The 12,008-nt window shown below is 56.9% G+C and carries 13 protein-coding genes and 1 other annotated feature; of the genes, 10 read left to right on the top strand and 3 right to left on the bottom strand.

All coding sequences use genetic code 11. The annotated features are described in order from the left end of the window. The first annotated feature begins 6 nt into the window (after window positions 1-6). The 9 genes from mobA (at window position 7) to holA (ending at window position 8,459) form a co-directional block, all read left to right on the top strand. Window positions 7-624, top strand: a complete 618-nt coding sequence (gene mobA, locus ACOBQJ_RS14395) for a molybdenum cofactor guanylyltransferase (protein ID WP_421072466.1) — start codon at window positions 7-9, stop codon at window positions 622-624. After that, window positions 618-1,142, top strand: coding sequence for a YqeG family HAD IIIA-type phosphatase (locus tag ACOBQJ_RS14400; RefSeq protein WP_421072467.1), 525 nt, complete (start codon window positions 618-620; stop codon window positions 1,140-1,142). The genes mobA and ACOBQJ_RS14400 overlap by 7 nt, the downstream gene beginning before the upstream one ends. Next, window positions 1,126-2,007: a shikimate dehydrogenase gene (locus tag ACOBQJ_RS14405; RefSeq protein WP_421072468.1), complete on the top strand. Its 882-nt coding sequence runs from the start codon at window positions 1,126-1,128 to the stop codon at window positions 2,005-2,007. The genes ACOBQJ_RS14400 and ACOBQJ_RS14405 overlap by 17 nt, the downstream gene beginning before the upstream one ends. A gap of 422 nt (window positions 2,008-2,429) precedes the next feature. Then, complete coding sequence (gene aroC, locus ACOBQJ_RS14410; RefSeq protein ID WP_421072469.1) at window positions 2,430-3,590, top strand: chorismate synthase; 1,161 nt, start codon at window positions 2,430-2,432, stop codon at window positions 3,588-3,590. A 4-nt stretch (window positions 3,591-3,594) separates the two neighbouring features. Continuing rightward, window positions 3,595-4,113 carry a shikimate kinase gene (locus ACOBQJ_RS14415; RefSeq protein ID WP_421072470.1) on the top strand — a complete coding sequence of 173 codons (519 nt, stop codon included), beginning with the start codon at window positions 3,595-3,597 and terminating at the stop codon, window positions 4,111-4,113. After that, the gene (gene aroB, locus ACOBQJ_RS14420) at window positions 4,110-5,195 is read left to right on the top strand and encodes a 3-dehydroquinate synthase (RefSeq protein WP_421072471.1); all 1,086 of its coding nucleotides are present in this window, start codon (window positions 4,110-4,112) and stop codon (window positions 5,193-5,195) included. The genes ACOBQJ_RS14415 and aroB overlap by 4 nt, the downstream gene beginning before the upstream one ends. Window positions 5,196-5,266: 71 nt before the next feature. Continuing rightward, window positions 5,267-5,527, top strand: a binding site (T-box leader). Between the two features lie 117 nt (window positions 5,528-5,644). Next, window positions 5,645-7,009: a 2-isopropylmalate synthase gene (locus ACOBQJ_RS14425; protein WP_421072472.1), complete on the top strand. Its 1,365-nt coding sequence runs from the start codon at window positions 5,645-5,647 to the stop codon at window positions 7,007-7,009. 65 nt (window positions 7,010-7,074) lie between these two features. Further along, the gene (locus ACOBQJ_RS14430) at window positions 7,075-7,383 is read left to right on the top strand and encodes an MTH1187 family thiamine-binding protein (RefSeq protein ID WP_421072473.1); all 309 of its coding nucleotides are present in this window, start codon (window positions 7,075-7,077) and stop codon (window positions 7,381-7,383) included. A 14-nt stretch (window positions 7,384-7,397) separates the two neighbouring features. Then, window positions 7,398-8,459: a DNA polymerase III subunit delta gene (gene holA / locus ACOBQJ_RS14435; protein ID WP_421072474.1), complete on the top strand. Its 1,062-nt coding sequence runs from the start codon at window positions 7,398-7,400 to the stop codon at window positions 8,457-8,459. Between the two features lie 80 nt (window positions 8,460-8,539). Here the strand turns inward: holA and ACOBQJ_RS14440 are convergent, their stop codons facing one another. Then, complete coding sequence (locus ACOBQJ_RS14440; RefSeq protein ID WP_421072529.1) at window positions 8,540-9,730, bottom strand: FAD/NAD(P)-binding oxidoreductase; 1,191 nt, start codon at window positions 9,728-9,730, stop codon at window positions 8,540-8,542. Window positions 9,731-9,914: 184 nt separating this feature from the next. Between ACOBQJ_RS14440 and ACOBQJ_RS14445 the strand changes: the two genes are divergently transcribed. Further along, window positions 9,915-11,246, top strand: coding sequence for a uracil-xanthine permease family protein (locus ACOBQJ_RS14445; RefSeq protein WP_421072475.1), 1,332 nt, complete (start codon window positions 9,915-9,917; stop codon window positions 11,244-11,246). A 116-nt stretch (window positions 11,247-11,362) separates the two neighbouring features. Here the strand turns inward: ACOBQJ_RS14445 and ACOBQJ_RS14450 are convergent, their stop codons facing one another. Both ACOBQJ_RS14450 and rpsT read right to left on the bottom strand, forming a co-directional pair. After that, window positions 11,363-11,569, bottom strand: a complete 207-nt coding sequence (locus ACOBQJ_RS14450) for a hypothetical protein (RefSeq protein WP_421072476.1) — start codon at window positions 11,567-11,569, stop codon at window positions 11,363-11,365. Between the two features lie 85 nt (window positions 11,570-11,654). Then, window positions 11,655-11,921, bottom strand: coding sequence for a 30S ribosomal protein S20 (gene rpsT, locus ACOBQJ_RS14455; RefSeq protein ID WP_421072477.1), 267 nt, complete (start codon window positions 11,919-11,921; stop codon window positions 11,655-11,657). Between the last annotated feature and the right edge of the window lie 87 nt (window positions 11,922-12,008).

Here is a 12,008-nt window from a genome sequence, read left to right on the forward strand (position 1 = left end):
GGAGCAATGGCCGATGTCGCGGGTGTAATCCTGGCCGGGGGAAAAAGCAGGCGGATGGGCAGGGACAAAGCTTTTCTGACTGTGGGCAGGGAGGCTATGATCGAGCGCGCCGCCGCTGAACTTGGTAAAGTATTTACAGAGATCCTGATCAGCGGGGGAGAAGAGGAAACCGGCGCGCGCCTGGGTATAAAGGTGGTGCCGGACCTGATCAAGGGATGGGGCCCCTTAAGCGGCATTCACGCCACGCTGCTGGCGGCGCGGAGCCGCAAGTGCCTGGTGGTGCCCTGTGACATGCCCTTTTTGAGCGCCGACCTGGCAAATATTATGGTCGGGCTTTCGGACGGCTATGACGTTACCGTACCCCAGCACGGGGATTACCTGCAGCCGCTGTTCGCGGTCTACGACAAGAACTGCATTCCCGCCGTGGAAGAAGCATTAAGGAACGGCCGGCACAAGGTTGTTGATTTTTACCCGCGGGTGCGGGTAAAATACGTCAGTGAAGCGCTCTTAAGAGAAGCTGCCGACATTGATACCGTGTTTTTTAACGTCAACACGCCTTTGGACCTGGAGAAGGCGAGAATAATGGAGAAAAAAAGAGGTAAGGTCAGGAGAACCAATTGCTGAAAAATCTTTATCCGCGAATGTACGTGCCCTCAATACTGGATATCAAGCCGGCTTTACTGAAAAGCCTGGGACTAAAAGGCGTCATTTTTGACCTTGACAATACCATCGTCCGGAGGGACTCGGTGAACGCGCCCCCGGAGGTGTTGAAGATGATTGTGGAAATGCGCAAAGAGGGTTTCAAGATGGGCATAGTATCCAACAATTCCCGCAGGCGGGTAAGAGCTATAGCCGCGGAGATGGATATGCCGTCTGTACACCGGGCGGTTAAACCTTTCGCCAGGCCGTTCCGCCGCGCCCTCCGGTTGATGGGTACCAGCCCCCGGGAAACAGCCCTGGTGGGCGACCAGATATTCACTGATATACTCGGCGGCAACATAGCCGGCCTTTATACTATCCTGGTTGTCCCGATGCAGGGGAAAGATTTCTGGGGTACCAGGCTGATCACGCGCCACCTGGAGAAAATAGTGCTTGCCCGCCTGAAGAAGAAACCGGAGGTCTTCCATGGCAGGTGGGATTAACGGCCGCACAAAGATATGCGGTATTTTTGGGCGCCCGGTGGAGCATACCTTTTCGCCGGCGCTGCACAACGCGGCTTTTGCCGCCGCCGGGCTGGATTATGCCTACGTGCCTTTCGAGGTGAGCCCTGGCTCACTTGCTGCGGCGGTTGAGGCGATCAGGGCCCTGGGCCTGGCCGGGGTGAATGTGACTATCCCCCACAAGGAAGCGGTGCTGCCTTTGCTGGACGGCCTTTCCGACGAAGCTGAATTAACCGGCGCTGTCAATACTATTATTAACCGCTCGGGGTACCTTTACGGCGACAACACCGACGGGAAAGGGTACTTACGAGCCCTGAAAGAGGCCGGCTTTGACCCCGCCGACAGGACGGTCTTATTCCTGGGGGCGGGCGGCGCGGCGCGCGCCGTGGCGGTGCAGCTGGCGCTGGCCGGGGCGGGCAAACTGGTCTTTGCCAACCGCACTGCGGCGAGGGCTTCCGGCCTGTCCCGTTTTGTGGCTGAAAAAACCGGGGTGCGGGTGGAGTTGGTGTCCTGGCCGGACGGGGCAGACGATAAACTGCCTGAGCAGACGCTGGCGGAAGCGGACCTGGTGGTGCAGGCCACTTCGCTGGGCATGAGCCCGAATGTCAACGAGACGGTCCCGCTGCCCTTCGAAGTCTTCAGGCCGGGGCAGGTGGCCTCGGACCTGGTGTACAACCCGGTCGAGACATTGTTTTTAAAGAAGGCCGGCCAAGCCGGGGCAACTGCTGTCAGCGGCCTGGGCATGCTCCTGCACCAGGGGGCACTGGCTTTCGAGCTCTGGACCGGCGTCCCCGCGCCCTTAGAGGTAATGCGGGAAGCCCTGGTAAAGGAATTGTCAAACCGATAAAGGGACGGGGACACACCCTGGAGACGTGAGAAAAGACGTGAGAACTGTAGGTGCGGCTTCAGCCGCACATCTTTGGCGGAATAAATCCCGACCTACAACATAATACATTCGTTCCAGGGGACGGTTTTTTGTGCACACTTGGTAAATAAATGTCTAGAGCGTGTCAAGAGGACGGTTTTCGTGACATGGTTACGAATATTATGCCAGGAGATAAAAGTGTCGCCGGAGCGTGTCTTGGGGACGGTTTTGTTGACACGATTACTATTATTAAATCTTGAGATAAAAGCGTGTCAACAGAACTGTCCTCATGACACGGTCCAGAGAGAAAAAACGTGTCAGAAGAACCGTCCCCTTGACACGATCTTGGGAAAAAGCGTGTCAAGAGAACCGTCCCCTTGACACGGATCCAACGGGAGGAAAAGATGCTCAGATACCTTACCGCGGGAGAGTCCCACGGCCCGGCCCTGGTCGCTGTCTTAGAGGGCATGCCGGCCGGGCTCGAACTCACAGCCGGGTACATTAATGCGCAGCTGGCGCGCCGACAGGGCGGTTACGGCCGCGGGGCCAGGATGAAGATAGAGGCCGACGCGGTGCGTTTTTTGTCCGGCGTGAGGGGCGGGACCACCCTGGGCAGCCCAATTGCGTTATACATAGAAAACAAGGACTGGGCCAACTGGTCGCAGGCCATGTCGCCTGAGCAGGTCGCGCAGGTAGAGGAGCGGGCGGTGACCAGGCCCCGCCCCGGGCATGCCGACCTGGCCGGGGTCTTAAAATACGGCCACAGGGACATAAGGAACGTCCTGGAGCGCTCCAGCGCCCGTGAGACCGCGGCCAGAGTGGCGGCCGGCAGCGTGGCCAGGAAGCTTTTGGACGAGCTCGGCGTGGAAATAACGGGGCATGTCGTCAGGATCGGCGATATAGCCGCCGGCGCCGGCGCAGAGAGCCTCGCTGAGTTAAAGGAACGGGCGGCCGCGTCACAGCTCCTGTGTGCAGATGAAAAAGCTGAGCAGGAAATGATAGCGGCTATTGATAAGGCCAGGGCAGAAGGGGATTCGCTGGGCGGCGTCTTCGAAATCAGGGCGGCCGGCGTCCCTCCGGGTCTGGGCAGCCATGTGCAGTGGGACCGTAAGCTTGACGCCCGGCTGGCCGCGGCGCTGATGAGTATCCAGGCCGTGAAGGGCGTCGAAGTCGGACTGGGCTTTGAGGCCGCGGCAAGGAAAGGCTCGCAGGTGCAGGACGAAATTTTTTACGATGGCGGCAGGGGTTTCTACCGGCAGACCAACCGGGCCGGCGGGATCGAGGGCGGCATGAGCAACGGGGAGGAAATAGTGCTGCGCGCGGCGATGAAACCGATACCAACGCTTTACCGTCCGCTGCGGAGCGTCGACCTGGTGTCCAAAAAACCTTTTGAGGCTTCGGTGGAGCGCTCGGACGTCTGCGCCGTGCCGGCCGCCTGTGTGGTAGGGGAAGCGGTGACAGCCTGGGAGCTGGCCTGCGCCTGCCTGGAGAAGTTCGGCGGGGACAGCATGGACGAGCTGAGGCGGAATATGGAGAGCTACCTTGCCGCTCTGAAGCAGGTGTAGTTTAATGAAGAATATCGTTATTATCGGCTTCATGGCCACCGGCAAGTCGACCGTCGGGCGGCGGCTGGCGCAGCGCCTGGGCCGGGTCTTTATAGATACGGATAAAGAAATCGAGGCGGTTACCGGCAAGACGGTGGCGCAGATCTTTGCCAGGGACGGGGCGGTGCGCTTCCGTTCCGAAGAAGCGCTGCTGGTAAAAAAACTGTCTTTAAGAGAGGACCTGGTTATTGCCACCGGCGGCGGCATCGTGCTGGACCCTGAAAATGTGCGGCTCTTAAAAAAGAGCGGCATACTGGTCGCCCTGTCCGCTTCGCCCGACGTCATCTACCAGCGAACCAGGGGCAAAAAAAACCGCCCCCTGCTGTCCAGGGGCGACCTCAGGGAAAAGATAGACGCGCTGCTGAAAGAGCGCGAGAATATATACAGCGTGGCGGACCTGACCGTCAATACCGGGGTGTGCACCATTGAAGAAAGCGTGCAGCAGATCCTGGCATTCCTTTCAGAAAGGGAATTGATCCGATGATTACCGTACGGGTGGACCTGGGCTCCCGCAGTTACAACATATACATAGGCAGCGGGATCCTGGGCGGACTGGGCAGTTGGGTAAGGGAGATCTCTTCAGGCGACAAAGCGCTTCTGGTATCAAACCGTAAAGTTTTTGACCTGTATGGCGAAATAGTGAGTAAAAGCCTCGCGTCTGGCGGCTTTGAAGTAATATGCGGCGAAATGGGAGACGGCGAGGAATACAAGAACCTGGACATGCTGGAAAAGCTCTGCGACACGGCCTTTAACCACAAAATGGACCGGCGCTGCCCGGTAGTGGCGCTGGGCGGCGGGGTGGTGGGCGACACCGCCGGGCTGGCCGCGGCGGTCTACCTGAGAGGGGTGCCTTTCGTCCAGGTCCCGACTACCCTGCTGGCCCAGGTGGACAGCAGTGTCGGCGGCAAGGTGGCCGTTAACCACCCCGGGGGCAAGAACATTATCGGCGCTTTTTACCAGCCGGGGCTGGTGGTCGCGGATATGGCGACCCTGCAGACACTCCCTTTGCGGGAAATAAAGTCCGGGCTGGCCGAATTGATCAAGTACGGGGTAATATCCGACGCCGGGTTTTTTAATTGGCTGGAGGAAAACACCGTCAAACTGCTTTCCCTGGACGAGGAGGCCCTGGCGCACGCCGCGGCGGTTGCCTGCCGGACCAAGGCACGGGTGGTGGAAGCGGATGAAACTGAGCAGGGGCTGCGCGCCATTTTGAATTTCGGCCATACTGTCGGGCACGCGGTGGAGGCTTTGTGCGGGTACGGGGTGTATTCGCACGGCGAGGCGGTTGCTGCCGGCATGGCAGCCGCGGCGAGGCTGGCACAGGCTTTGGGTCTGCTGCCGGCGGAGCAGGCCGGCCGCGTGGTTGCTCTGATCCGCCGGGCCGGACTGCCGGTGTCACTGCCGCCGTATCTAGACAGAGACGATATTATTGCCGCCATGCGCCAGGACAAAAAGGCGCGCGCCGGCAGGCTCACCCTGGTCCTGCCGCTTGAGATCGGCAGGGTGAAGGTGTTAAACGATATTTCTGAAGCGGCTGTTAAAGAAGTCCTTTTTTCGGGAAAATGACCGTTGCTGTTGGGCCAGGCCCATATTGACAAGAAGGTTTTACCCTGATAAGATTTTAAGGTAATATTTTTAAAATGACGATGAGAGGGAATATTACGCGCGGGCCTGCCGGCTTCAGAGAGCCGCCGTTTGGTGCGAGGCGGTCGAAAGCGGGGCGCGGAACTCTCCCTGGAGTAGCCGACTGAAATTATTTTAGAAAAGTAGGCTCGGACGGAACTTCCACCGTTAAAAGGAAGGGGATATCGGAGCTTAAAATGTTCCCGTATCCTTAAAGCGAGCGGCTTTTGGCCGTTAATTTGAGTGGTACCGCGGAGTTGCCCTTCGTCTCAAGGTTTTGACGAGGGGTTTTATTTTTTATAAAGGGGGTGGTGTTGTGGACCCGGACCTTAGTGACCTTAATCTTCGAGTAACGTGCCGCCACATTGGATTCATGAAAGGGGATTATTATTTTGCGCAGGCTGAAAATATTCGACACTACCCTCAGGGACGGGGCTAAGTCTCTGGGATTAAACCTTAATATAAATGAGAAAATGGAGATCAGCAGGCAGCTGGTCAAGCTTGGCGCGGACGTGATTGAAGCCGGTTACCCGGCCTGCTCAGCCGCGGACCTGGAAGCGGTGCGGGCCATCGCCAGGGAGGTCAAAGACGTAGTCATCTGCGGCTTTTCCGGGGCGGACGAGCGGGAAATAGACTGCTGCGCCGGAGCGCTGCGGGGAGCGGCACAGCCCAGGATCCACACCGGCCTGGCGGTATCGCCGCAATACATGAAAAGGAAACTGCGGCTTACTCCCGAGCAGGTCGTGGAAAAGGCTGTTTTTGCGGTAAAGCGCGCCAAAAAATATGTAAGCGATGTGCAGTTTTACACGGAAGACGCCTTTCGCAGCCAGCCCTCCTTCGTCGCCGAAATTATTGAGAAGGTGATCGAGGCCGGGGCGACCGTGGTCAATATCCCGGACACCTTTGGCTACGCCACGCCGTGGGAATACAGCGAGCTGATTTCTTACTTGATGGACAATGTCAGAAATATTGACCGGGCCGAGGTCAGCGTCCACTGCCATAACGACCTGGGGATGGCCACCGCCAACAGCCTGGCGGGGATAAAAGCCGGGGCCAGCCAGGTAGAGGGCACTATCAACGGCATCGGGGAAAGGGCCGGCAATACTTCCCTGGAAGAGGCGATCATGGCGGTCTATACCAGGCAGGCGGCCTACGGCGTCGAGCTGGCGGTGAAGACGACGGAAATCGCCCCCACCTGCCGCCTGGCGGCAAGGATAACCGGGGTGCCGGTGCCCGCCCACAAGGCCATTGTCGGCGCCAATGCCTTCAAAGGCGACGGCGGCATATACGCGGACGATATATCGGGCGAAGGGTCGCCTTACGAGGTAATCAGGCCGGACGCTGTCGGCGTTACAGCCGGTGATGATCAGCAATTGCTGGCGGAGGAAATGGAAGTAAGCGACAGCATCAGCGTAAAAAACATATCGATCACCACGACCGGTGTTTCCAGGGCCACGGCCACAGTGACGCTGGATGTGGAAGGTGACACAATCACCGACGCGGCTTGCGGCAACGGCCCGGTGGACGCTGTTTTTAAAGCAGTCGAGCGCATGGTGGGAGAGCATGTCAACCTGGAGGACTTTTCCCTCAAGTCTGTCAGCCGGGGCAGCGAGTCCCTGGGGGACGCCACTGTGAAGGTCCGCTGCGGCGACAGCGGGCTGGTGGTGGGAAGGGGCGTCAGCGCCGATATCATCGAGGCCAGCGCCAGGGCCTATGTAAACGCCATAGCCAAAGTAAAGACATTAAGTATTTCCTAAGCCAGCCTTTTACAGGCGGCCCAAATTTAATATAATAAAGGAAAATCCGCGGGGGGTGAGTGGAGATGGCTGTAGTTGACGTGACCATAGTCCCGGTCGGGACGGCTTCCGCCAGCCTGAGCGGCTATGTCGCCGGATGCCTGGAAGTGCTGGAGGGGGCGGAAGGGGTCTCCTGGCAGCTGACTCCCATGTCCACGGTCATCGAGGGCGAGCTCGGCCGGGTGCTGGAAGTGGTCAGGCTGATGCACGAGCAGCCCTTTATCAAGGGCGCGGGGAGGGTGGTCACCACCATCCGCGTCGATGACCGCAGGGACAAGGCGCTGACCGCGGCCGGCAAGGTGGCGGCGGTCCAGGCCAGGCTCGGCAAAAAATAAGGTGTGGTATTGCAGTGGATTACTATATTGAACTTTTAAACAGCATTAAACGGGGAGTCCTCCACCCGGTCTACCTTTTTTACGGCGAGGAGGGCTGGCTGCGGGAGCAGGCTGTAAACAGCCTGGTAGATTTCTGCCTGCAAGGCGGCGGGTCGGACTTTAACATCGACCTTGTCGACGGTGAAACGGCTCGCCCCGGGGATATCGCCGCCAGCGCGGAAACCCTGCCGCTGTTCGCCGAAAGGCGCCTGGTCGTGGTTAAAAACCCCTCTTTTTTCAAGGCCGCCAAAAAGGCCGGCCGTGAAGCTCCGGAGGAAACAGAGGCCCTTCCCGCGGCCGGCGGGGAAACTGTGCTGCTGAAATATTTAAAAGACCCCCTGCTCTCGACGGTCCTGGTCTTTAATACCGGCGAGCCGGTGGACAAAAGGAAGCGCATTTTCAAGGCGGTTAAAGAGGCCGGGAAAGCGGTGGACTTCACTCCCCTGAGCCGGGCCGACCTGGCCCGCTGGCTGACGCAGAAAGCCGGGAAGGCCGGCAGGAAGTTTTCCGGCCGGGCCCTGGACGAACTGCTGGACGCGGTTGGCCCGTCCCTGCAAAAACTGACCGTAGAGTTCGACAAACTGCTCAATTATACGGAGCAGAGCGGGGTGATCGCTCCGGAGGACGTGCGCAGGCTGTGCCCGCCCGTCCTGGAGGATAACATTTTCACTATTGTCGACGCGGTGGGAAGCCGGCGCTGCGGTGAGGCCCTGAGCGGCATCAAAGACATGCTGGCGGCGAAGGAGCCGCCGCTGAAGATACTTTCCATGATCGCAAGGCAGTTCAGGCTTTTGCTGCAGGTGCACGACCTGGCCGGGCGCGGCTGCCCGCCCAGGGAAATCGCCGCGCGGCTCAAAATGCACCCCTATGTTGCGCAAAAAATCTCCGCGCAGTGTAAAAATTACAGCAGGGAGAGCCTGGTCCACGCCATCGAAGGCCTGCTGGACGTGGATGTGGCGGTGAAGACCGGCGGGCAGGAGTTTTACCCGGCGGTGGAACATTTTATACTAAAGCTTTGCGCCGGACCGCGAGGATGAATATTTTAAAGTCTCTATGGTGCTGTAGGGTCGGCTTCAGCCGACCAATGTGCGGCTGAAGCCACACATGCAATTTTGAGTTACATCTTTCCTGTTAGTATGTAATTCCAGTACAAATGCGGCAGGACGTTTTTGTCAAGAAGATACATGCTGTATCTCTCCCTGGCCTGGTTAAACGGAAATGTCTCACACGGATTTTTCTCATAGTCGAATTCCATCAGAACCACTTTCCCGTACCCTGTGATTATGGGGCAGGAAGTATACCCGTTGTACCTGCAGTCCATAGACCTGTCTTTCAGCCGGCGCAGTAAGTTCTCTGTGACTACCTGCGCTTGTTTTCTGGCCGCGGCGCCGGTTTTGGACGTGGGCAGGTCCGCCGCGTCGCCCAAAGCGAAGACGTTTTTATATACTTTATGCTGCAGGGTATAGTGGTCCACGTCAACAAACCCGTTTTTATTGGCCAAGCCGCTTTCTTTTATGAAGGGCGGGAGCTTAAAGGGGGGAGTTACGTGCAGCATGGAGTACGCCACTGTTTTTTTGCTACCGGTTTCCAGGCACTCAAAGGTCGCCTCTTTTGCAAGGGCATCTATTTCCAGCAGCTTGTGTTTGTAAAAGACCTTGATCCTTTTCCGGTCTATTACTTTATTCAGGGCTGCAATATACTTTTTCACTTCACAGATGTTGTCCTTGGCCGAGAAAAAGATCAGGTCCGAGTCCTCGCGCACACCTTTTTTGGTAAAATACTCTTCCGCCAGGTACATTACTTTTTGGGGGGCGGAGGGGCATTTCACGGGTGAGCCGGGCAGGGTGAAAACAGCGTTGCCTCCCTGGAAATCCCTGATACTGCGCCAGGTTTCGTCCAGGTGTTCGTACGAATACACGCTTACGACGCCGTCCCGGCCTATTGATTCCCGCAGCCCCTTGATGCCCGACCAGTCCGGGATGATACCGGGAGCCAGGACCAGGTAGTCATAACTTATTTTCTTCCCCTGATCAGTAACAATATAATTTTCTCCGGGGTGCAGGGCCGCCGCAGCCTCCTGGAGAAAATGGACTTTGTCCGGGATTAAAGATTTCAGGTCGCGTACTGAGGCTTCCTTTTCTATGATGCCGGCCCCTGCGAACACCCACGCCGGCTGGTAATAGTGTTTGCGCGCGGGGTCGAGCAGGACGATATCAGCGCCCGGCCGGCTTTTAATTAGCCGTGAAGCGACCGCGAGCCCCGCGGTGCCCCCTCCGGTAATTAGTATTTGACAGTGTCGGTATCCCACCAAGTTATCACCTGTTTTTAATAGATTGGTTATTATTGCCTCTGTTGGTTTATTAATTTTCTATCTGATTCGGGAAATACCTTCACAAAACCCAATAATTCCAATATTCAAGCAATTTTTACAGCGAATTATTCCTTTTAAGATAACAGGTAATTATATATAATGAAACAAGATTTTATGAAAATTGAGTGGTAAGATTTTGAGCGAAAACAGTGAGCTGTTATATAACCTGGAAGACCGCCCGCCTTTAAACCGGACGCTTACATATGCCGTGCAGTGGCTGGGTTTTACCGTGGCCAACTCGGCGGTCCTGCCGATTGTAGTGGGAAGCGCTTTGGGACTTGACCAGGCCGGCATCGCCACCCTGGCCCAGCGCACTTTCTTTTTCCAAGCCCTGGCGTCGCTGCTGCAAGTCTGCTTCGGCCACCGCCTGCCTATTATCGAAGGCCCGTCCGGCATGTGGTGGGGTATTTTCATCACCCTGGCGGCCATGGCGCCGGGGTTGGGCAAGCCCCTGAGCCTGCTGCGCACCGACCTGGAGTTTGGCGTGATGGTGGCTGGAGTGATCCTGGTGGTTGTGGGCATGACCGGCCTGATCGGCAAGGCTTTGAAACTTTTTACGCCCGCTGTTACCGGCTCCGTGCTGGTATTGCTGGGGCTGCAGTTAAGCGGTACCTTTGTCAGGGGAATGTTCGGGATCAGCGACGGGGGGAGTATAGACCTGAGGTCAGCCTTTGTGTCGCTGGTTGTTGTGGCCATGGTCGTGGTGATCAACCTTAAGGCCAGGGGGTTCTTGAAGAGCATCGCCATACTGGCCGGCACCGCGGCGGGGTGGGCCCTGGCCGTGCTGGCAGGGGTCCCCTCCGGGGAGTTTATCAGGTCGGACGCGGTGGTCGCGCTGCCGCAATTATTTGCCTGGGGCACGCCGACTTTTGATCCGGGCATAGTATTTGTTTCGGTCCTCACCGGCCTGCTGGTGCTGTCCAACCTGGTGGCCAGCATCCTGGCCATGGAGAGGGTTCTGAATATAGAGCTGCCCCAGAAGTCATACAACAGAGGCGTGGTATTTACCGGCTTCGCCGATATCCTGGCCGGGCTGGGGGCGACGGTGGGCTTTGTGCCGTATTCGGCCGGCGCCGGCATGGTCGCCCTGACCAGGGTCGCCGCCAGGCTGCCGTTTGTCGTATTTGCCGCTGCCCTGGTGGTCATGGGCCTGCTGCCGCAGGTGGGCGCTTTTCTGGCGTCGATTCCCCCGCCGGTGGGCTATTCGGTGCTGCTGGCCTCCTTCTGCCAGATGCTCGGCTTCGGGCTGAAAGATTACGCCAGGCTGGAGTTTAACGCCAGGGACTACTTTGTGGTGGGGCTGCCGCTCCTTATAGGGACCGGCGTGATGAACCTGCCGGGCGGCTCCTTCGCGGGTATCCCCGCGTTCGCCCAGTACATCCTGGGCAACGGGTTTATCGCCGGCATGCTGCTGTGCATGCTCCTCGACCACGTCCTCCTGCCCAAAAAATAAACCGTGTCAAGGGGACGGTTCTTTTGACACGATCGTGTCAAGGGGACGGTTCTTTTGACACGCTTAGAGTCCGTAAAGAAAAAAATCGGTATCTGTAGCCACTGAGTTATTAGATATCAGGCGATTAACAAATATGCTTCGACCAAAGACAACGCCAAGAGCACGCTGATTGCAATTCTTCCCTTTGTTTTGTTATATGTAAACAGAAAATAGGCCCACCAGGCGAGCGCTAAAATAATCAGGTACCCGCCTATAGTGAAACCTGAAATGAAAGAAAGGATCATTATTGTTATGCCGATTGAGATAATATAAGATAATTCCATGCTAAAAGCAGTAAAGACCTTCCATATTATGCATTATACAAAAAGCCACAGCTTGCAAGCTGTGGCTCTGCTTTTCATGATTTTGTTACCCTGTAAGCTTGTTGAACCTTTTGGTCAGGCGTGATTTTTTACGTGAAGCTGCATTTTTATGTAAAATGCCTTTCGTAACAGCCTTGTCAATGGCAACTACAGCCTTCCTGAGTTTTAAACCGGCTTCATCGCGGTCGGCAGCTTTCATAGCCTCCTCGAACCTTCTGATAGTGGTCCTCAGAGCGGACTTGATCCTGGCGTTACGTATCGTCCGCTTGCGGGTTACCTCAACCCTTTTGATGGCGGATTTGATATTTGGCATGTTGTTCTCACCTCCCAACGGCAACCATTTTACCATGCGCAGAAAAAAAATGCAAGGGTTACCGGTATATCCTTTGATTTTTTGGTT

This window comes from Pelotomaculum propionicicum, assembly GCF_048984525.1.
Lineage (GTDB): Bacteria > Bacillota > Desulfotomaculia > Desulfotomaculales > Pelotomaculaceae > Syntrophopropionicum > Syntrophopropionicum propionicicum_A.